Below are 21,583 nucleotides of genomic sequence, written 5' to 3'. Positions count from 1 at the left end.
TGGTTCAGGCCTTCCGGCCCCGGCCCTACGCATCCCCATGCGTCCGCCGTTAGCGACAACCGTACAGTATTCCGGCAGTTCGCACACCCTCGTGCCTATATGCGTTATCTATATGCCGCTCAAAACATGCGAAGGGCCCTTCACCTATATATAGGTGAAGGGCCCTTCGCATGACCGGCCGAGTGACCGCCATCCTTACGGCGGCAACGGTGTTCGATTCCTCAATCGCCGGCCGTCAATTGTCGTCGCCCAGACGTCGCAACGCACGTTCGGCCACAGTGGCCAGCAGATCTGCGCCGGCTGCGATGGCATCGGTCTTCGCATAGAACGTCGGACCGTGCATCGGACGGTCGGCGTTGCCGACGCCCAGGTGGATGAACACGCCTGGCGCCTGGGCCTGATAGTAGGAGAAGTCCTCGCCGCCGAGCGTGGGCTTGGATGGCTTGACGGACAGACCGAGCTCTGTGGCGGTATCGGTGGCCAATGCCGCCCATTCGGCGTCGTTAATCACCGATGGCGCGCCGAATTCCCATGTGAAATCGCCGGTGACGCCATAGGCCGCCGATATGCCCTGCACCAAGGCCTGAAGGCGATCATGGATGACCGTGCGGTCCTCCGGATATGACGTGCGTGCCGTTCCTTGCAGGAACGCGGTGTCCGGCACCACGTTCCACGTGTTTCCCGCTTCGACGTTGGTGACGGTGACGACTCTCGGATGAATCGGGTTGACGTCCTGTCCGGCGATGGATTGGATGCCCTCGATCAGCGTGGCGGCCACGCGGATGGGACTGGCTCCGCCGTTGGGCCGTGCCGCATGCGTGCCTTTGCCGTGGATGGTGATGCGGAACTTGTCGACCGCACCACTGTCGGGACCGGCGGAGATGAGCACCTCGCCAGGCTCTCCGATGTTCGTGTCATGGGTGCCGAAATACGCCTCCACGTCATCCAGAGCACCGGTGTTGAGCACGGTCACCGCACCGGTAGGGGTTTCCTTGGTGGCTCCCACCTCTTCGGCCGGCTGGAAGATGACCTTGACTTCGCCGGCGAATTCCTCCCGACGCGCGTTGAGCAGTAGCGCAGCCCCCAAGGCGACCGTGAGATTGTAGTCATGGCCGCATCCATGCAGATACCCCTTGTTGAGAGAGGCATACGGCAGACCGGTGTTTTCCACGATCGGCAGCGCGTCGATGTCGCCACGCACCGCCACCACATGACCGGCACCCGCTTGCCGCCCCTGTCCTGTGACCTTTGCGACCAGACCGGTCTTCAGGCCGGTATCGAGAATCTCGATGCCGTGATCGGCGAGAATGGCCGCGATGCGTGTGGTGGTTTCGACTTCCCCGTATGAAGGTTCGGGATGTTGGTGGAACCAGCGGTAATAGGTTTCCAGTTCCTGCTGCAATGTGTTGTCGGCCATGGGTACCCCCTATCCAGTCATGACCCTGTGGGTTGATCGATTGCCCGCAACCGCCCGCCTTGGGCATGATGCCCATCTATGCGTTCGGCTCCCCTGGTTTCAGGGGAGCCGAAGTGCAGCGGCCGCGATTCGGCGAGCGCCGTATCACTTGAGTTCGCCAAGCTCCTCAAGCTTGTGCTTGATATCCAGAGCGGAAGGCTCCACCTGGAACGCGCCGTCGGAATAGACGACGACGGGAATGTGCTGCTGGCCGCTGATGGCCACGGCACGATCCTTGGCACCCTCCTCGGTTTCGATGTCGTGCCAGTTGAACGGCGCTCCGAAATCGTTCAGAGCCTGCTTTGCGCGATGGCAGTCGCCGCACCAGCTTGCCCCATAGACGTCAATGGCCATTTGAGCTTCTCCTTTGTTTCGTAATCGTCGTGAACGGTATCCGATGATATATCAGAAGTGTTCGTTGAGCTTCTTCTCACAGTAGTTCTGCAACCATGTCAGCACGGTGCAGAACAGCAGGTAGATGAGACCCACCTCAATGTACAGCGCCAGCGGCTCGTAATAGATCGCCACTACGCGCTGGGCGGACATGAACATCTCCACCACGGTGATGTTCGCGGCCAATGAGGTGTCCTTCACTAATGCGATGAACGAATTGAACAATGCCGGGAACGCCGAACGGAATGCCTGCGGCAGGATGATGCGCCGCATGATGGTCACATAAGGCATATTGGCGGACAGGCCCGCCTCAAGCTGTCCCTTGGGCACGGCGAGAATCGCGCCGCGCAATGTCTCGGACGCATACGCCCCCACATTCAGCGAGAATGCGATCACCGCGGACGGCAGTGCGGGGATAGTGATGCCCACGGAAGGCAGGCCGAAGAAGATCACGAACAGCTGTACCAGCAACGGCGTGCCTCGGAACACCCAGACATAGACCCATGCGATCTGCGACGCCACCGGCACTTTGGCCACGCGGACCAGCGCCACGAGAATCGCCAGAAGCAATCCGATGGCGAATGATATCAGCGTGAGCGGAATGGTCACGGTGATGCCGGGAATCAGCAGCTTGGTGAAGGAATCAACGACTATTCCCCATACTCGTGCATCCATTGGTCATCCTTTGCGTATTGGTTGGATACTCCCGCTCGTCGCCGTTCATCGGGCCGGTTCATGCCGGCGGCCCCCTTCAGAGCGAAGGGAGCCGGAACAGCGGTTGGAAGCGATGCATCACTCCTGGGAGAAGTCCTCGCCGAAGTACTTCTCGGAGATCTTGGTCAGGGTGCCGTCCTTCTGGAGCTTGGCGATGGCGTCGTTCACGGCCTTGACCAGATCGTCGCTGCCCTTGCGGAACGGCAGCTGGGCGGCCGGCGTCTTCTCGGTCTTGGCGGCGATCTTGATGTTCGCGTCGGGCTTCTGCTTGAGGTAGTCGAGCACGGCGAGACCGTCGTTCAGGGTCACATCGGCGCGACCGGTGGTCAGCGCATCGACGGCCTGGCCGAAGTCGTTGACCTGCACGATGGTGGCGCCCTTCTCCTGGGCGGTCTTGTTCCAGTTGGAGGTGCCGGTCTCCGCAGCCTGCAGACCCTTGACGTCATCGAACGACTTGACGCCCTTCGGGTTGTCCTTGGTGGTCACCACCACGCCATAGGAATAGGTGTACGGTTCGGTGAAGTCGTACTTGGCCTTGCGCTCGTCGGTGGCGCTGATCTGGTCGGCGACCGTATCGTACTTCTTGGCGTCCACGCCGGCGAGCAGCGAATCGAAGCTGCCTTCGGCGAACTCGGCCTTGACGCCGACTTCCTTGGCGATGGCTTTGGCGACCTCGACGTCGTAGCCGGTCAGCTCGTTGGTCTTGGAATCGTGGTAGCTGAACGGTGCGTAGGTGCCTTCGGTGGCGAAGACGATCTTGCCGGCCTGCTTGACCTGCTCCAGGGCGCTGGCGCTAGTGGAGCCGCTGTCAGCGGAACCGGCGGAAGACGAACCGCAGGCGGCCAGCGAGAACAGCACGGCGACGCCGGACAGCAAGGCCACGGCCTTGCGAATCACATGATTGGTGGACATGACAATTTCCTCTCTTCTTGTCATTGTGGATACATTTATTGCGGATAGATCGAGGCGCAGTAGGCGTCAATCGCGAACTCAGCCTCACTGCGCTGCCGGAATCACCAGCACATTGTTGGTGGACGACAGGAACTCCGCGGTCCGCTGCTGCTGGGGGTGCTCGAAAATCCGTTTAGGATCCCCCTGCTCGATCACATGCCCATGTTCGATGAACACCACCTTGTCCGAAGCCTCATAGGCGAAGCGCATCTCATGGGTCACCATCAGCATGGTCATGCCGTCACGGCCCAGCTGCTTGATGACCTCAAGCACACCGGAGACCATTTCGGGGTCCAACGCGGATGTCGGCTCGTCGAGCACCAGCAGTTCCGGGTTCAGCGCCACCGCGCGGGCGATGCCCACGCGCTGCTGCTGTCCTCCGGACAGAGTGCTGGGGTGCCGATCCGCGAAATCCGCAAGTCCCACCCTGTCAAGCTGTTCGGCGGCGATCCTACGGGCTTCCGCAGGTTTGACGCCCTTGGCATAGATCAGCGGCTCGGCGACGTTCTGCAATGCGGTTTTGTTGAGGAACAGGTTGTAGTTCTGGAATACGAACCCGATCCGGGCACGCACCGCACGAATGTCGGACGCTTTGGTGCTGGTCAGATCGATTGGCCCGTCTCCGAAATCCACGGTGCCGGCATCCGCCCGTTCCAGAAAATCGAGGATGCGCAGCAGTGTGGATTTGCCTGAACCGGAGGGACCGATCACCGTCACGACGCTTTTGCGGGGGATGTCAAGATCGAGCCCATCCAGCACGGCGGTGCCGTCGAAGCTCTTACGTACTCCCCTGATCTCGATCATCGGTTTCCTCTCATGTTCCTGTGCCGCACTTTCCGTTACGCACGGACTACGATACCTCGGGCGCAATGCCGATACGTCGGCATTGCTATAGGCATTACCTATGAGGTGCTATCCACGCGGATTCCATATGGTATCCGGACCGGAAAACCCATCCCCTCATATTCCGCCCTGCGCCGAAATCACGGGAATGGGATGGGCCGCGCCCGGTGTCGCGTCCGGTACAGCCGTGGTTTGTAACGCGCTATCGGTTTTCCCGATTGCCACGCCACTGTCATACGCCTCGCACCGTGCTAGGTTCATGCACAGTGTCCGCACGTCATTCCCCCGCCCGACCTGTTTTCGGCACAGCGGATCCGGAGGCAACGAGCCGGACGAATGCAGACAGCGGAAACGCCCGGAGAATCAGGGAGGTAATCGACTCATCGTGACCGAATACGTCCAGATCAGCATCGAGACTCTGCACACTTTCCTTTCGCGGGTCTTCGTGGCGCGCGGCTTCAATGCCGCAGACGCCTCGTTCATCGCCGATACGCTTATCGATGCCGACCGCCGGGGCATCAGTTCGCACGGCGTGCAGCGTCTAGCCATGTACGACCACAAACTGCGCCACGGCATGATCGACCCGAATGCGCACGCCACCGTGGTCAGCGACGTGAAGGCATGCGCCGTGCTGGATGGCCACAGCGGCATGGGACAGCTCATCTCGCGCGATGCGATGGAGCTTGCCATCTCCAAAGCCCAGAACCATGGCATCGGCATCGTCGCCGTCCGCGACTCCAATCATTTCGGCACCGCCGGTTTCTATGCGCGCATGGCGGCCGATCAGGGCCTGATCGGCCTGGCCAGCACCAACAGCAATCCGCTCACCGTACCGACGCATGCCGGTCTGCCGGCGCTGGGCAGCAATCCTATAGCGTTCGCGGTGGGACAAGGCGATGACCAGCTGGTCTATGACGCCGCCACCAGCACAGTGTCCCTAGGCAAGATCGAGGTGCTGGTCAAGCTCGGCCAGCCCATTGAAGGCGATTGGGCCGTAGACGGGCAGGGCCTCATCAACCACGATTCCGCCGACGTGATGGACAATATCAAGGCGACTCCGCGGATCGGCGGTCTGACGCCGCTGGGCGGAGCCGGTGAGACGAATGCCGGTTATAAGGGATACGGCCTGGCACTGATGGTCGAAACATTCACCGGCATCCTTTCCGGCGGGCTGCTGTCCCTCGATATGCGGGGACAGCACATCTGCCATTGTTTCGCCGCCATCAGTCTGGAGTCGTTCGGCGGCGCCCCGCTGGTCGGCAGCCGTGTCGCCGAGCTGTCGCGCCGGCTCCGGTCCATGCCATCGGTGGACGGTCACGACGTGCTGGTTCCGGGAGACAAGGAGAACACTGCCTTCCGGATCAACACCACCACGGTGACGGTCGATGAGGCCACATTCCGGCAGCTGGCAAAGATCGGCGAGCGCACCGGCATCGCAGCGCCGCCCGCCATCGCACTCGACGAGTATCGATGAACACCTATGAACACCGATACAACCAATCATCGCAACGAACACACTATCCACCACCCATGAACCCAGCAAGGCAGTCACCAGTGAATCAGCCATCACCGTCGCACCAGTTCAATCCGACAGACTCCGTCATCCCCCAGCTTTCCAATCTCACGACATCGGTCATCCGATCGTTCGATGCCGAAGTATCCGATATTCCGGGAATACTGAAACTCACCTTGGGCGAACCGGATTTCGCGACCCCTGATTTCATCAAGGATGCGGCAGCGGCGAGCCTTGCGCGCAACCGTACGCATTACGCGCCGAACGCCGGCACTCCCGGCCTGCGTCAGGCCATCGCCGACTATCTTGCACGCCGCCGCGACCTGCATTTCGACGCTGCTGACATCGTCGTCACCGAAGGCGCCAGCGAGGCGATCAGCAGTGCCTTGACCGCCTTGCTGCACCCGGGCGCGGTACTGGTGTATCCCACGCCGGCGTTCGGCCTGTACGAGAGCATGGCCAGACTCACCGGCACCGAATCGGTGGCGATCGACACCAGAGGCACCGGTTTCATCCTCACGCCGGACGCGTTGGAACGCACCCTGGACTCCCTCAAGGGACGCGACACGGTGCTGGTCATCAATTCGCCGAACAATCCCACCGGTGTGACGCTGTCCGCCAGCCAGCTGCAAGCGCTTGCCGAGGTCGTGGAGCGGTATGACGTGACGGTGCTCAGCGACGAAGTGTACGCAGAGGTCAGCTACGAGACCCGCCCGGCACCCTCCATCGCGCAGTTCGCGCCCGACCGCACCGTCGTGGTGGACAGCACGTCGAAAAGCTATGCGATGACCGGCTGGCGACTTGGGTTCTTCGCCGCGCCGCACGCGTTGTCCGCGCAACTGGCCAAGGTCCACCAAATCCATGTGTCCACGGCTGCCACCTTCACCATGGACGCCGCGCAGACCGCCTACGAACAAGGCGACACATCAATCGATCTCATGGTCGGGGAATACCGCGAGCGCCGTGATTATCTGGTGCATGCGCTCACCGAGCTCGGATTCTCGATGGCCAGGCCTTCCGGCGCGTTCTACTTGTACGTACGCATTCCCGAAGACTATGAGGGCACCGGCTATGACTATGCCCGACTATTGGCGAGAGAGGCGAAGGTCGCAGGCATCCCCGGCGAGGCGTTCACCAGCGGACCATCACGGTATATCCGATTCAGCTATGCCGCAGGGCTCGATACGCTGCATGAGGCCGTCAGACGCATCCGGGCATTCAGGCAATCACATTGACCTCGCATGCGTATGCGCCCGTCGCATCGTCAATGGCGCATCATTCCACTCGTACCAACCCAATCCATCAGAAAGGCCCTTCCATGACTTCCATCGCGTTCTATCACTGCATTGACGAGGAGCGTCCGTTCGCCGAGCAGTGGGCCGCCGAACACGACGTCCATGTGGAATGCTTCCCGTTCGAACTGCATGAGGATACGCTGCACACCGTCGAAGGATTCGACGGCATCTCCTACAAGCAGCGCAGCGCGCCAAGCGACGACCCGGATTTCTACCGTCGCCTGAGCGCCTACGGTATCCGCCAGATCGCGATCCGCTCCGCCGGATACGACACCATCGACCTGAAGACCGCGGCGGAGAACGGCATCCGCGTCACCAACGTGCCGTCCTACTCCCCCAGTGCCGTCGCCGAACTGACGCTGACGCATATCATGCGGCTCATCCGTCATGTGCCGCAGTTCGACGAACGCGCCACCAACCATGATTTCTCGGTCAAGGGACTGATCTCACGGGAGATCAGCAAACTGACCGTCGGCATCATCGGCGTCGGCCGCATCGGCTCCACGGTGGCGCGCATCTTCCATGCGCTCGGCGCGCAGGTGCTTGGCAACGACATCGCGCCGAACCATGAGCTGGACGGCATCCTCACTTGGGTGAGCAAGGATGAGCTGCTGGCGCGGGCCGACGTGGTCACCATGCACACGTATCTCGACGCGAGCACGCGGCATCTCATGGACGCCTCCCGATTCGCGCAGATGAAACCGACCGCGTATTTCGTGAACAATTCGCGTGGCGGCGTGGTCGACACCCCGGCGCTCATCGATGCGCTCGACAATCATGTGATCGCCGGGGCTGCAATCGACGTGCTCGAAGGCGAGGCGACGCTATTCGGCCACACCCTGCCCGCCGACCAACCGACCGGGCACCCGTACTATGATGCGCTCAACGCCATGCCGAACGTCGTCATCACCCCGCATATCGCATTCTTCACCGACGTGGCGGTCAAGAACATGGTCTGCCAATCATTGGACGACGCACTGGCGATCCTTAATGGCGGCACCAGCCCACACGAAATAGCACCATATGACAATCTGGCTCACACCAGATAGGCAACGCCATATCATTACGGCAACGGCATGCAACACCTTCGACAGAGAGGACACACTATGGCTACTTGGCAGGACGAGCACGTCCACATCCGCCGCATGGCACCCGAGGATTACGAGGAGGCCTATGCGCTCTGGGAGCACACTCCCGGCATGCATTTGCAATCATTGAACAACACGTATGGCGGCATCGCGCTGCTGCTGTCCAAGAATCCGGATTCCTGCTTCGTGGCCACCGATCCGGAAGGCAAGGTGATCGCCACCGCGCTGGGCGCCACGGACGGCCGCAAAGGCTACCTGTATCATGTGGCGGTCGATGAGCAGTGGCGCGGCCACGGCATCGGCACCACACTGATCAACCGCATCTACGATGTGTTCAAGGCCATCGGCATCGTCAAGATTGGCATCCTGGTGGTGGCCGACAACATCGAAGGACAGGAATTCTGGAAGAAGCAGGGCTGGAACACCCGCCCTGACGTGATCTACTTCGACCACGATCTGTGAAGTTCCGCAGTCCGTATGCGCACCCTCGCCTGTAACCGGCCATAACCAACACCGATAAAGAACAGGCCAAGTCACCTTGTCCCATCGGTTAGGCTCGCATATGTTGCCCGGACATGCCATCCGGGAACAGCGATCAGCCAGACAGAAGGGACATTGCCAGATGGCGGACACCATCATCGAGATCAACAATCTCAGCAAGACCTACAACACGGCGAACGGTCCGTACACGGCGCTCAAGGATGTCAGCCTGACCATCCGGGAAGGCTCCATCTTCGGCATCATCGGACTGAGCGGTGCAGGCAAGTCCACGTTGGTCCGATGCCTCAACGGCCTGGAACCCATCACCGGCGGCCAACTCACCGTATTGGGCAAGGATGTTCCCAAGCTCAAACCGGCTGAGCTGCGCGAACTGCGCAAATCCATCGGCATGGTGTTCCAGCAGTACAACCTCATGCCGTCGCGGACCGTGGAGAACAACGTCGCATTGCCGTTGCGCAAGTCGCGTCTCAGCCGCGAACAGAAAAAGGCCCGTGTCAAGGAGCTGCTGCAGCTCGTCGGACTGGAAAGCCATGCACGGTCCTATCCGTCGCAGCTGTCCGGCGGCCAGCAGCAGCGCGTGGCCATCGCCCGCGCGCTGGCCAACCATCCGCGAATCCTGTTGCTGGATGAGGCGACAAGCGCACTTGACCCGGACACCACCAAGACGATCCTCGAACTGGTGGAACGTCTGAACCGGCAGCTTCATCTGACCATCATCGTGGTCACGCATCAGATGGATGTGGTCAAGCAGATCTGCACGGATGTCGCCGTCATCGACAAGGGCACGATCGTCGAGCAGGGAGACTCGTTCGACGTGTTCTCGGATCCGCAGGCCGACCTGACCCGTCGATTCGTCTCGAATTCGACTGGCCTGAGCCGCATCTACGAGCTCATCGCCAAGCGTTCGCCGCTGCTTGCCGCTGCACCGGGCGAGCGATTGATCCATATGCAGTACGTGGACAAGACCGTCTCGGAAGGACTCGTGTCGATTATTTCGACGCGCTTCGGCCTTACCGTCAATATCCTGTTCGCTTCGCTCGACATCGTCGACGGCTACCCACTGGGCAGCATCGTCGCCACATACAAGGGCAGCGACGAGCAGATCGATCAGGCGCTCGAGTTCCTGAAAGGCAAAGGCATCCGCACCACATTGATCGAACCCGGTGACGTGGCGGCAGCAGAAAGCGACGCCGACGAGACTACCGCGGTCGAGGCCACGGCCGCGAACCACGACCATGACAAGGAGGATGCACGATGAGTGTTCTCGAGACTTTGTTCCCGCATGTGATGGAGAACCCCGACGTCTTCGTCGAGTCGCTGATCGAGACGTTGCAGATGTTCTTCATCGCATCACCGTTCTGGTTCGTCTTCGGCATCTTCTTCGGCCTGGTGCTCGCCGTGACGAAGAAAGGCGGCCTGCTGGAGAACCGGCCGGTGTTCGAGTTCCTCGACAAGCTCGTCAACCTATGCCGCTCGATTCCGTTCGTCATCATGATCGCGTTGCTGTTCCCACTGACCCGTCTCATCGCCGGCACGGCCATTGGTGTGGAAGGCGCGATTTTCCCGCTGATCGTGGGCATCACACCGTTCTTCTCTCGTCAGGTCGAATCCGTGTTCAACGGGCTGAACCCGACGCTCATCGAATCGGCGCAATCCATGGGCTTCGGGCCGCTGTCGATCATCTGGCACGTGTACCTGCGCGAGAGCATCGCGGGCCTGGCGCGAGTGACCACGATCACCTGCATCAGCTTCAACTCCGAGATCGCCGTCATCGGCGCCATCGGAGCCGGAGGCCTCGGCGATTACGCGAACCGTTACGGCTTCGAGCGCAACCAGCTTGATGTCACAGTCGCGGCGGTCATCGCCCTGCTGATTTTCATCACCATCATCCAGACCATTGGAACCTTAGTTGGGAGGAAGAATGAACATTAAACCATCGATTCGCTCACGCGTGTTCACCGGTATCCGGACGGGACTTGCCATCATCTCCGCAATGGGCGTGCTGCTGACGGCTGCTGCCTGCGGCTCGTCCTCCGCCTCCGGCGTCACCACCGTCAAGGTCGCGTTGACCACATCGACCGATGACCCGCTATGGGACCAGGTCAACAAGAACCTGGAATCCGAGGGATCCAAGGTCAGGGTCAAGACAGTGGCCATGAAAAGCGCCGTGCTCGGCAACCAGGCCCTTGAAGCCGGCGATGTCGACCTGAGCGCACAGCAGCATTATGCGTTCCTGAACGGTGAGATCAAGGAGAAGGGCTACGACTTCACGGTGATCGGCGAGGCATACATCAGCCCGCTGAACATCTATTCCAACAAGATCAAGAAGGTCTCCGAACTGAAGAATGGCGACAAGGTCCTCATCCCCAACGATGTGACCAATGGAGGCCGCGCACTGATCGTGCTGCAGGAAGCCGGCGTCATCAAGGTCGACCCCGACAAGAACGACCCAGCCAAGGGCGTCTACCCGGCGCAGGAAGACATCACCAGCAATCCGAAGAACATCGAGATCGTGCCCACTGACCGCAACATGATCATGAGCTCGCTAGACGATGCGGCAGCCGGCATCGCCAATGCCAACGCAGTGGTCGATTACGGCAAGAGCCCCGAGAAGGACTCCATCTTCAAGATCGACCCCGACCCCACGAAGGATGTCAACAAGCCGTGGATCAACGTCATCGTGGCCCGCACCAAGGATAAGGACAATCAGGCCTACAAGGACATCATCAAGGCCTATCATCAGGACAATGTCCGCGTTCTTATGGAGAACGAGTCCAAGGGCGCTGAAATCCCGACGTGGTGATGACAGACAGCTGTACAGAAAAAGCCTCTCCTTACGGAGAGGCTTTTTCATAGGCTGACTATCAGCGTTCGGCTACGATGGCCACGTAGTTGCCCTTGGTGTATCCTTCAATCGGATCCTCGACGGTGTCCTTCTGATAGGGAGGATTGGAGAGCACGGTCTGGAAGAACCTGAGATCGTGGTATCCGATGCGCTCCAGCAGCGCGACGTACCAGGTGATAGGATGCCAGTTCGGCTTGTAGGCATGCGTATCGAGGTTGAAGAACGTGGTTCCCACGAGCAGATCGTCAAGATCGTTGCGGTTTATCTCATACTTCTGGGCGAACTGCAGGAGGATGCCGAGCGCGCTCTCCTCCGGTACATCGGTGAGCACCAGGCGCCCACCATCGGCGAGCGCCTCGCGGTTGCGGGAGAACGTCGCCTCGATTTCATCGTCCGGGATGAAACCGAAGCTTGACCCGTTGTAGACGATGGTGTCGTAGGGGGCGCCCGCATAGTCGTATTCCTGGGCGGTGCTTTGCACGACGTTGATCCCTTTGGCCTTTGCCTCTGCGCCGAGGCTTGCGGAAGGCTCCACGGCCTCCGCCACGGTGATGCCGTAGCGTTCGCTCAGCAGCGTTTCGAAGATGCCCGAGCCGATGCCTATGGACAGGATCTTGCCCGGCTCCTTGGTGGTCAACGCGCGATGCAGCAGACGCAGCCGTGATTCATAGATGTTGGGCCGGGCCTGCCACGTCTCGTCCAGAATCCGCCCGTTGTCCTGATATCGGTCGATGAATGGTTCTCCCATGGTGTTATCTCCGATCGATGTGATGGTCTGATTCGATGTCTTTACGTGCTACCAAGGCCACGTAGCTGCCTTCCTGATACCCTTCGACGACCGGTTCGACGGCGTCGTTCTGGTAGATCAGATGCCTGCGCAGGGTCTGCCAGGTGAAGAATTGAGTGAAGCCGCCGTCCTCGAGGAACGCTCGGTACTCCTCCGTGGTGCGCCAATACTCCTTGTGCGGGGTGTCGGCGCTGTACCAGCTGGACCGCAGCACTTCGCCGATATACGACTCCCCCGCGATGCGGAATGACGCCTGCACTGCGAGTCCCAGCGCGCTGGCGGGCGGCACGTCGAGCAGGGCGAGCACGCCGCCCGGTTTGAGCTGCCGCCAGTGGGCTCGGAACAGGTCGCGCAGGGTGGCTTCGTCGATGAATCCGAAGGCGCTGCCGTTGTAGAAAACAGTGTCGATTGATTCGTCCGCGACCGGCACATCCTGAGCGAGCGCCTCGGTGACGTCGAATCCCCGGCTGCGGGCCTCGGCGGCAAGGTTCGCGGACGGTTCTATGATGCGGTCGACGACGAGGCCGTCGCTGCGCAGGGCGGTCTCGTATGAACCGGTGCCGGCTCCTACCGACACCGTATAACCGATATCCCGCGTACCGTCGAGCGTGATCGCCGTTCGGAGCAGGCCAAGTTTCGCCGCGAAGATGTTGGGATGGTCGCGTTCGAAGTCGTCGAAGTACTCGTGTCTGAACGCATCGGTCATTTGATGTTCCTCTGAAGTTCCTCCACCTTGTCGGTGCGCTCCCACGTGAAGTCGGCGTCATCGCGGCCGAAGTGCCCGTATGCCGCGGTCTTGCGGTAGATGGGACGACGCAGGTCAAGCTCGTCGATGATGGCCAGCTGACGGAAGTCGAAAGTGTCTGCCACCGCGCGCTGGATCTTCTCGCGATCCACGGTCTCGGTGCCGAACGTCTCCACGTCGATGGTGATGGGCTTGGCCACACGGTTGAAGTACCCGAGCTGCACCTGCGCGCGGCGCGCGAGGCCTGCGGCGACGATGTTCTTCGCTGCCCAGCGCGCGGCATAGGCGGCGGAGCGGTCGGGCTTGCGCGGATCCTTGCCGGAGAACGCGCCGCCACCGTGACCGGCGATGCCGCCATAGGTGTCGACGATGATCTTGCGTCCAGTCAGACCGGCGTCCGCCTTGGGTCCGCCGTTGATGAACGGCGAACGGTTGATGACCACTTCCGCTTCAGATGCGTCCACATCCAGAGTGGCGAGCACCGGTTCGAGCACCTCCTTGCGCACCTGCTCCCTCACTTCTTCGACGGCGATCCTGTCGGAGTGCTGGGTGGAGATCAGGATATGACGAATCGCACGGGGATCAGTGATGTCGTCGTTCGCGTATTCCACGGAGACCAGCGTTTTGCCGTCGGGGCGCAGCAGCGGGATGATGCCGTTCTTGCGTACGTAGGCGAGACGCTCGGCCAGACGGCTGGCGGCGTAGATCGGCAGCGGCAGCAGTGCTTTGGTGTCGTCGGCCGCATAGCCGACCATCAGGCCCTGGTCGCCGCCGAACGTGTTGTAGGCCTCCTCCTTGCTGATCTGCTTGTCATCGCCGTAGTTGCCCCATGCGCCGCCGTCGTTGCTGTCGAATTCTCGCGGCCGGATGTTGTTGATCACGCCTGCACCTTCGGGGTCGAGGCCGCTGGCGGCATCCGTGTAGCCGATGTCGGCGATGGCTTTGCGCACGATGGCCACATGGTCCAGCGTGCGGGGCGCGGACACCTCGCCTTCCACGACCACGAGGCCGTCTTTGGCGGAGGTCTCCACGGCGACGCGCGAATCCGGATCGAGTGTCAGATAAGCGTCGAGGATGGAGTCCGAAATGATGTCGCAGACCTTGTCAGGGTGCCCTTCGGTCACCGATTCGGAGGTGAGCAGTCTGGTCATGGTGTGTTCCCTTCTGTGTTGTGGTTGTATCTGTATGCACGAATTGATGTGTACGTTGGAATGATTAAATCTCACTGTATTTCTGATGGCCTGTCTCGCTGATAATTGAGGACTTCAGCTTCCGTCTCTCCCCCAGTCAGCTTCGCTGACAGCCCCCTCGTCAGAGGGGGCCAGCACCCTTAACCAAATACGAGACGGAACACTAGAATTCTGCGATGAAACGTTCCAGGGCCTGCTCGCCGAAGCGCAGCGCCTGCACCGGCACGCGCTCGTCGATGCCATGGAATTGGGCGATATAGCTGAATCCCTCGGGCACCTGCAATGGCATGAACCCGCACGCCTGAGCCTCGGGGCTGACCTGCTTGACTTCCTTGCTGTCGGTGCCGCCGGACGAGAGGAACGGCAGCACCACGGCATCGGGGTCCAGATCATGCAATACCGCGGTGATGCCGGTGAACAGCTCGGCATCCGGCTCGGTGAGGTACCCGCTGCTGCGGTGTATCGGGGTGACGGTGATGCCCGGTCCGGCGAGTCGTTTCAGGGTGTCGACCAGAAGATCCTCCTGACCGGGCAGCGCGCGGCCATCCACCAGTGCCGTCGCTTTGGCCGGCACGATGTTGACCGTGCTTCCGGCGTCGATGGAGCTGACATTGAACGTATTACGTAACGAAGATGCCACCCACGGCGTGGTCGCCCCGGCCGACTGCGCCAACCGCTGGATGTCGGCAGGCGCATAGGAGGCGTCTGCCGCATTGGCATTGGCATCGGCCGTCCGGCCATTGACCTCACTCAGACCGTCCAACAACGCGCGTGTCACCGGGCTGAGTTCGACGGGCCACTCGTATTCGGCGACGCGCACTGCGGCTTCGGCGACGCGCACCACGGCATTGTCATGGTTGATCTGCGACCCATGGGACTGAGTGCCCTGCGCCTCGAGTCTGAACCACTGCGTGCCTTTTTCACCGACTTGCACATAGTAGACGCGCCTGCCGTTGACATAGTCGGAGAAGCCTCCGGTCTCGCTGATGACATATCCGATGTTTGCGAAGATTTCCGGGCGGTGCTCGGCCACCCAATCCGAACCGATATGCCCGCCGGCCTCCTCGTCGGGAAGCAATACGAATCGCACATTGCGACGGGGCCTGACCCCACGCCTGACCAGCGCACGGATGGCGGCAAGCGACATCGCGACCATGTCCTTCATATCCACGGCACCGCGGCCCCAGACGCATTCGACACCCGCCTCATCGGGGGCAATCAGCCCGGAAAGCGGATCGACCGACCAGTCATCGGGATTGGCCGGCACGGTGTCAAGATGCCCATGCACCAGCAGTGTCGGCAGAGTCTGGTCCTCACCCGGGATTTCAGCCACAAGAATCGCCCGCCCTGGGGCGCTTTCGATGATGGTCGATTCGATGCCCGCCTCGCGCAGCCGTTCCGCCGCCCAATCGGCCGCCGGCCGTTCGTTGCAGGTGCCGTCACCGTTGTTGCGCGTATCGAAGCGGATCAGGTCCTGAAGAAAACCGATGGCTTCATCTCCGGCTGCGGTTGCGATGACATTCGATTCGTTGATTGCCGTCACGGCATATTCCCTTCCACGAGTCCGCCCGCATGTGCTTCCCCAAGACATGCGAGACGTTGCATTGATTGCGAGACGTTACCTAGCCTGCATGGTATGGGTTGCTCCGAGGCCTCGTCAAACGACAAATCCCCTGTGTCACCGGGCATGAAGGTATAAGAGAAATATAGAATCGGCTCACATTCGGCATGATCGCAACGCCGACGGCGCAGCCCTCCGCACGCGCTATAAGCAGCGCCCATGCGTGCGCCATAAGCAATGGATATAAGCCAATCGCACAGCCAATCACACAGCGGCGCCGTCCATAATCATTTCATTGATGACATCATAAATTTTACCGATTGGCAGCCCGGAACGGCACACCTTGGAAGCTGATAGATTGTGTGGCATGGCTTTCCGGCCGGGGATGTCGGGAAGCGTCTATGTATCCAGCGACCACGTATCTTCGGATCCGTCGCACGGCCATTGCAAAGAAGGGGTTTATGTCTGATCATCAATTCGCGACGTCACAGGTGCATGCCGGGTTCGACCCCGGCGCCAACGCCGACTCCGTGACGCCGGTCATCTATTCGAATGCGGCATTCTGGTTGGAGAATTCGCAGCGCGGACATGATGTGGCCAACGGGGACATTCCAGGATTCCTGTACTCCCGGGTTTCCAATCCCACAGTGTCGTTCCTGGAGAAGAGAATCGCCGAGCTCGACGGCGCCAAGGAGGCGGTGGCGGTCGCCTCCGGCATGGCTGCGATCACCTATGCGATCCTGAACGCTGCTGAAGGCGGCGGCCGCATCATCGCGCCCTATGACGTCTATGGCGGCACGTTCGACTCGCTGCGCACCCTGCTGCCGCAGTTCGGCGTGCATACGGACTTCGTGGAGGACATCAATGACATCGATCATATCGAATCGCTGATCGGCGATCCGAACAATACGGGAGACACCGATGTCAAGGCGATTTTCGCCGAATCGGTGTCCAACCCCACCACGGTCATCACCGACGTCGAGGCGCTGGCCGAGCTGGCTCATCGCCATGGCATCCCGCTCATCATCGACAACACGCTGCCGACACCGTATCTCTATCGCCCGCTCGAACATGGCGCGGACATCGTCGTGTATTCCACCACCAAAGCGCTGAGCGGCCACGGCAATGCCATCGGCGGCGTGGTGACCTCCGGCGACTCGTTTGATTGGGCGAACGGCCGGTATCCGCAATTCACCGAGCCTGAGTACATCCTTGGCGAGGCGGCAGGCCGCGCACCGCGCAGTTTCGCCGAGGCGGCAGGGCCTCTGGCGTTCATCCGCCGTCTGCGGTTGAAGTATTTGCGTCTGACCGGTGCGGTTTTGGGCCCGTTCGAGGCGTATCTGCAGTTGATCGGCCTGGAGACGCTCAGCGAGCGTGTATCGAAGGAGACAGCGTCCGCCACCGCCGTGGCGAAATACCTGTCGCAGCAGCCGCATGTCACCAAAGTCAACTATTCCGGACTGCCCGGAAGCGCACAGGCGGATCTGGTCGCCGAGCATTATCCGTTGGGCATCGGGTCGGTGCTGTCCTTCGAACTCGAAGGCGGTGCCGTGCAGACCGCCGCATTCATCAACAGCGTGAAACTGTTCAGCTATCTGGCGAACATCGGCGACGCCCGCTCGCTGATCGTCGATCCGGTGAACACCACGCACCGCGAATTCACGCAGGAGGCGCGCACCATCAACGGAGTGGACGCCACCACCATCCGACTGTCGATAGGTCTGGAGAATCCGGACGACATCATCGCCGATCTGGAGCAGGCGTTCCAGAAAGTCTATGCCTGATTCCTGAACTTGTTTCGGCTCCCCTCAGGGGAGCTGGCCCCGTAGGGACTGAGGGGTAGTCACCAGCTTTGTTCAGACAGCTGTAACGTATGTTCGACTACCCCTCAGTCGGCTTTGCCGACAGCTCCCCTGACAAGGGCATAATATGACGAATTGCTGACGCGGCATACCAGGCGATATGGAAAAGGCGACCTGCATGGGTCGCCTTTTCCATATGCTTACGGACTTTGTTCCGATACGGCTTCGGCTCCCCTCCATATCGATAATGGAGGGGAGCCGAAGTAAGTGCCGAATGGGAATCAGTCGTTGTGGGCGGCGTGCACATTGAAGTGCAGTTTGGTGAGCAACTGCTTGCGGTATGCGGTGAAATCGTCGGATACACGGTCGCGCTGGGCCAGCTCGATCGGCACAATCTCCTTGATGCGACCCGGCCGCGGCGTCATGATGACCACACGATTGCCAAGGTATATGGCCTCATCCACATCGTGCGTCACCAGAATCATCGTCATGTGGTACTTCTCCCACAAATCGAGGAGCCGATCCTGCAGGTCGGCACGGGTGAACGAGTCCAACGCGCCCATCGGCTCGTCGAGCAGCAGCACTTCGGGATGGTCGATCAGAGCGCGTGCGATGGCCACGCGCTGCGCCATGCCGCCGGAAATCTGGTGCGGATACGATTTCTCGAATCCTTGCAGGCCGACCTTGGCGATGTATTCGGCGACCTCGTCCTTGTGCTCTTTGTACTTGCCCTGAGCCTTGAGTCCGAACGCGATGTTCTCCTCCACGGTGAGCCAAGGAAACAGACTGCCCTGCTGGAAGACATAGCCACGCTCGGGGTTCGGCCCCTCGATCCGACGGCCTTTGAACGACACTTCGCCACGCTGCGGCTTGTCCAATCCAGAAATCAAACGCAGCAGCGTGGTCTTGCCGCAGCCGGAAGGGCCGATGATGGAGATCAGCTCGCCTTTGCGGATATCGAGGTTCACGTCGGACAGCGCCGTCGTGACGCTGCCGTCATCGCCGACGAAATCACGTTCGACATGCGAGATGGAGATCAGCGGCGCGTTGCCGTTCGTCGTATCCACTGGAGCCCCGGAGAGCCCCTGAGTTTCGGTCGCCGTTGCAGCGCTCATTTCACCAGTCCCTTCTGCCAACGCAGCACACGGCCGCGGATGAGTTCAACAAGTTTCATGATCAAGGAGAACAGTATGGCCATCACCACGATCGCCGCGAGAATCTCGTTGTATGCCGACCATTCCTTGGCCTGATCGATGTAGTAGCCAAGGCCACCGGGCTGACCCATCATCTCGGAAATGACCAAGGTCAGGAAGGAAAGGCTGTTGGCCATGCCGATGCCGGTGAAGATGCTGGGCATGGCGTTCGGAATGGCCACATGGAACAGGATGTACGGCGTATGGGCGCCCAATGTGCGCGACGCTTCGACCAGCATCTTCGGCGTGCTCTGGATGCCTTGAGCGGTCAGGAACGCCACCGGGAACCAGGAGCAGATCAGCAGCAGGAAGACGGCCGCGATGAACGGGGTGGGCATCAGGGTCAAGGCGAACGGCATCCACGCGACCGCAGGAATCACACCTGTGATCTTCAGCAACGGGAACACCCAGTAGTAGGCGCGGGCGAACCATCCGATGAGCACGCCGGTCACCACACCCAGTACCACGCCGGATACAAAACCGGCCGCGAACAGACGTACCGAATAGAACGTGTTCAAGGCGATGTAGTTGCCATCGGTCACAAACGGTTCCAGCACCTGGGCGGGACCGGGGAAGAACGGCTGCGGCAGCACCTGGAGTTTGGTGCCGGTGACATCCCACAGCGCCAACAGCAGTCCCATGGCGAAACGGAACTGCGCGCGATACCGATACCGTCCGGCGGACACCGGGTCACGCGCATCGACCGCGCCGATGATGACATACAGCACGACCAGCGCCGCAAGAAGGAACAGGTAGGCTTCCTGACCGTTGAGCAGGAAAATCCAGATCTGGCCTTGCTTGAATTGCACAGGTGCGATTTGCGGGAAGACCACGTTGACGATGGCTGCGATGACGAATCCCACCACGGAGAACGCCACGACGATCGGATATGGTACAGTGCGCGCCACTTTCGCGGAACCTGCCTCATAAGGAGTCGCCGAAGCACCGACGCTGCCGCTCTTCAGAGCTGTTGATTCCGACTGAGCCGTCCCCTGCTGCGCATCGCGCGCGTCAAGCCTTGAGGCCGAGATCGGCTGGCCGACCGCTTCAGCTGTGATACTGCTCATTGTTCCCGGGTTTCCTTCCAATGACGTTTGATTGTTGTGAATACTCCACTGATTGTCGTGAGCGTCCCGCTCCGGCACCGATTCCGGTGTCTGTTCTGCAATATCAGGGCGGAACGCCCCGAACATCGGCTCACGCATGCTTATGTCATAACCATTGCATGCGAATGCGAACCGCATATTCGGAGCGAACCGTCATGATGTTGATGACGTTGGCGTTGGGCGTCAGCTCAGGTCGATCTTCTGGTAGACCTGATCGGCGAACGCATCCGGGTTGTCGGTCTTCAGGAATCCGATGGACTTCAGACCTTCGGAGAAGAACTTCACGTCGTCCTGGATCTGGGCCTGCTCGTTGTCCTTCACGCCGTAGTCATAGCTCTTGAACAGTTTGACGATCAGCGCCTTGTCGTTGATGGTGGAGTACTTGTTCTGCATCACCAGATCGGCGGACTCTTCAGGATGCTGGGCGATGTAGTCGCGGGCCTTGTTGAGCGCACGGATGATGGCGGCCATCTCATCGGGCTTCTCGTCGATGATCTTCTTGGAACCGTAGAGGAAGCAGCAGAAGCGCTTAGCGAACTGCGGATTCGTGCCGAGATCGAAGATGATGTCGACGGTGCCCTTTTCCTCCTGCATGGTGGGCAGCGGATCCCACAGGGCGGCGGCGGCGATCTGGCCGTTCTGCAGTGCCTCAAACTCGAGGTTCGCATCATCGAACGGCAGGTACTTCACATCGCCGTTCTTCTGGTCGACGTTCAGACCGGCATCGCCGAGCCACAGGTTCGCGGCCTCGTACGGCGTGCCGCCGATCTCATCGACACCGATGGTCTTGCCCTTGAGATCCTGGGCGGTCTTGATCGGAGAGCCCTTCTTGACGGCGATCTTGATGCAGCCCTTGTTCAGTGCGCCGACGACCTTGGTCTTCACGCCGTTCTCGATGGACGGGAAGAACTGGAAGTCGCCGTTGGTCACCGCGAAGCGGCCGGTGTCCAGACCGACCTTGCGGGTCTCGGTGTCGGCGGTCACCAGCTTGGCGTTGATGCCCTCCTCCTTGAAGAAGCCCTTTGCCAGGGCGATGCCGATAGGCGAGCTGCACAGCGAGCTGGACTTCGGGAATTCGACAGTGCCGTATTTGTAGTCGGCGGTCTGGGAGTTCGAGCTGTCGGAACTTGCCGTGTTGCTGGACGGAGCGGAGGTGCTCACGCCACAACCGCCGAATGTCAATACTGTCAGCAGGACACCGAAAATGGCGGTGCCTTCCATGATGAGACGATGCTTGTTCAGCATGATCCCCAACCCCTCTCTGAGCCATCCTTTGCTTGGCCGCATGCCAAGACATAACTTCCTGATGGTTCTCAATGTGGTAGATACGCGGAAGCAGATCGCTTCCGTCCCCCGACGATCCCGTGGCTTCTGATTCCAACCTTTCCACGTGCCGTGCGAAGTACTTTCATGGTACCGCGTAGGATTGCGGCAACCGCATGATTTCAACGTTTTTGAGTTCCGTATATTGGATAGCGGGGTATATGATTCGCTTATATACAAGATATGAATATGCGCGATGCACCATGAGGAGCATCGCGCATATTCATGAAATGGATTACCGGCGCCGCGTTGGCTTTACTCTTCCATGACGCTCGCC

Annotated in this window: 20 protein-coding genes; 8 read left to right on the top strand and 12 right to left on the bottom strand. The window is 60.4% G+C overall.

The features are described from left to right. Window positions 1–235: 235 nt before the first annotated feature. The 5 genes from BREU_RS04185 to BREU_RS04165 form a co-directional block, all read right to left on the bottom strand. Window positions 236–1,417, bottom strand: a complete 1,182-nt coding sequence (locus BREU_RS04185) for an amidohydrolase (RefSeq protein WP_044090035.1) — start codon at window positions 1,415–1,417, stop codon at window positions 236–238. 144 nt (window positions 1,418–1,561) lie between these two features. Further along, entirely contained in the window at window positions 1,562–1,810 is a 249-nt protein-coding gene (locus tag BREU_RS04180; RefSeq protein ID WP_044090036.1) for a mycoredoxin, read from the bottom strand. 51 nt (window positions 1,811–1,861) lie between these two features. Further along, a complete protein-coding gene (locus BREU_RS04175) occupies window positions 1,862–2,524 on the bottom strand; it encodes an amino acid ABC transporter permease (protein ID WP_044090037.1) in 663 nt (220 codons plus the stop codon). A gap of 117 nt (window positions 2,525–2,641) precedes the next feature. Beyond that, window positions 2,642–3,475, bottom strand: coding sequence for a transporter substrate-binding domain-containing protein (locus BREU_RS04170; protein ID WP_044090038.1), 834 nt, complete (start codon window positions 3,473–3,475; stop codon window positions 2,642–2,644). 84 nt (window positions 3,476–3,559) lie between these two features. Next, complete coding sequence (locus BREU_RS04165) at window positions 3,560–4,318, bottom strand: amino acid ABC transporter ATP-binding protein (RefSeq protein ID WP_044090039.1); 759 nt, start codon at window positions 4,316–4,318, stop codon at window positions 3,560–3,562. Between the two features lie 424 nt (window positions 4,319–4,742). Here BREU_RS04165 and BREU_RS04160 point away from each other — a divergent pair, with 424 nt between their 5' ends. The 7 genes from BREU_RS04160 to BREU_RS04130 all read left to right on the top strand — a co-directional run bounded on the left by BREU_RS04160 (window position 4,743) and on the right by BREU_RS04130 (window position 11,557). Beyond that, complete coding sequence (locus tag BREU_RS04160) at window positions 4,743–5,831, top strand: Ldh family oxidoreductase (RefSeq protein ID WP_052382022.1); 1,089 nt, start codon at window positions 4,743–4,745, stop codon at window positions 5,829–5,831. Window positions 5,832–5,911: 80 nt separating this feature from the next. Further along, entirely contained in the window at window positions 5,912–7,105 is a 1,194-nt protein-coding gene (locus tag BREU_RS04155) for an aminotransferase class I/II-fold pyridoxal phosphate-dependent enzyme (RefSeq protein ID WP_161788314.1), read from the top strand. 83 nt (window positions 7,106–7,188) lie between these two features. Continuing rightward, window positions 7,189–8,214, top strand: coding sequence for a D-2-hydroxyacid dehydrogenase (locus tag BREU_RS04150; RefSeq protein ID WP_044090040.1), 1,026 nt, complete (start codon window positions 7,189–7,191; stop codon window positions 8,212–8,214). Window positions 8,215–8,271: 57 nt separating this feature from the next. After that, window positions 8,272–8,715: a GNAT family N-acetyltransferase gene (locus BREU_RS04145; protein ID WP_044090041.1), complete on the top strand. Its 444-nt coding sequence runs from the start codon at window positions 8,272–8,274 to the stop codon at window positions 8,713–8,715. A gap of 160 nt (window positions 8,716–8,875) precedes the next feature. Beyond that, on the top strand, window positions 8,876–10,012 hold the full coding sequence (locus BREU_RS04140; protein WP_181161787.1) for a methionine ABC transporter ATP-binding protein: 1,137 nt from the start codon (window positions 8,876–8,878) through the stop codon (window positions 10,010–10,012). Next, complete coding sequence (locus BREU_RS04135) at window positions 10,009–10,686, top strand: methionine ABC transporter permease (protein ID WP_044090042.1); 678 nt, start codon at window positions 10,009–10,011, stop codon at window positions 10,684–10,686. Before BREU_RS04140 ends, BREU_RS04135 begins: the two co-directional genes overlap by 4 nt. Next, complete coding sequence (locus tag BREU_RS04130) at window positions 10,676–11,557, top strand: MetQ/NlpA family ABC transporter substrate-binding protein (RefSeq protein WP_081886538.1); 882 nt, start codon at window positions 10,676–10,678, stop codon at window positions 11,555–11,557. Before BREU_RS04135 ends, BREU_RS04130 begins: the two co-directional genes overlap by 11 nt. Before the next feature lie 61 nt (window positions 11,558–11,618). Here the strand turns inward: BREU_RS04130 and BREU_RS04125 are convergent, their stop codons facing one another. From BREU_RS04125 to BREU_RS04110, 4 genes are all read right to left on the bottom strand, one after another. Continuing rightward, entirely contained in the window at window positions 11,619–12,347 is a 729-nt protein-coding gene (locus tag BREU_RS04125) for a class I SAM-dependent methyltransferase (RefSeq protein ID WP_044090043.1), read from the bottom strand. Window positions 12,348–12,351: 4 nt separating this feature from the next. Beyond that, window positions 12,352–13,092, bottom strand: coding sequence for a methyltransferase domain-containing protein (locus BREU_RS04120; protein WP_044090044.1), 741 nt, complete (start codon window positions 13,090–13,092; stop codon window positions 12,352–12,354). After that, the gene (gene metK / locus BREU_RS04115) at window positions 13,089–14,282 is read right to left on the bottom strand and encodes a methionine adenosyltransferase (RefSeq protein ID WP_044090045.1); all 1,194 of its coding nucleotides are present in this window, start codon (window positions 14,280–14,282) and stop codon (window positions 13,089–13,091) included. Before metK ends, BREU_RS04120 begins: the two co-directional genes overlap by 4 nt. Window positions 14,283–14,484: 202 nt before the next feature. Then, window positions 14,485–15,864, bottom strand: a complete 1,380-nt coding sequence (locus tag BREU_RS04110) for a M20/M25/M40 family metallo-hydrolase (RefSeq protein ID WP_052382020.1) — start codon at window positions 15,862–15,864, stop codon at window positions 14,485–14,487. 479 nt (window positions 15,865–16,343) lie between these two features. Here BREU_RS04110 and BREU_RS04105 point away from each other — a divergent pair, with 479 nt between their 5' ends. Then, a complete protein-coding gene (locus tag BREU_RS04105) occupies window positions 16,344–17,666 on the top strand; it encodes an O-acetylhomoserine aminocarboxypropyltransferase/cysteine synthase family protein (RefSeq protein WP_044090047.1) in 1,323 nt (440 codons plus the stop codon). Window positions 17,667–17,965: 299 nt separating this feature from the next. Here BREU_RS04105 and BREU_RS04100 read toward each other — a convergent pair whose 3' ends face one another. The 3 genes from BREU_RS04100 to BREU_RS04090 all read right to left on the bottom strand — a co-directional run bounded on the left by BREU_RS04100 (window position 17,966) and on the right by BREU_RS04090 (window position 21,228). Further along, the gene (locus tag BREU_RS04100) at window positions 17,966–18,799 is read right to left on the bottom strand and encodes an ABC transporter ATP-binding protein (protein WP_081886537.1); all 834 of its coding nucleotides are present in this window, start codon (window positions 18,797–18,799) and stop codon (window positions 17,966–17,968) included. Next, a complete protein-coding gene (locus BREU_RS04095; protein ID WP_081886536.1) occupies window positions 18,796–19,944 on the bottom strand; it encodes an ABC transporter permease in 1,149 nt (382 codons plus the stop codon). Before BREU_RS04095 ends, BREU_RS04100 begins: the two co-directional genes overlap by 4 nt. Window positions 19,945–20,166: 222 nt before the next feature. Continuing rightward, on the bottom strand, window positions 20,167–21,228 hold the full coding sequence (locus BREU_RS04090; RefSeq protein ID WP_044090048.1) for an ABC transporter substrate-binding protein: 1,062 nt from the start codon (window positions 21,226–21,228) through the stop codon (window positions 20,167–20,169). Between the last annotated feature and the right edge of the window lie 355 nt (window positions 21,229–21,583).

The organism is Bifidobacterium reuteri DSM 23975, assembly GCF_000741695.1.
Lineage (GTDB): Bacteria > Actinomycetota > Actinomycetes > Actinomycetales > Bifidobacteriaceae > Bifidobacterium > Bifidobacterium reuteri.
This window is presented reverse-complemented; position numbering and strand designations above follow the sequence as displayed.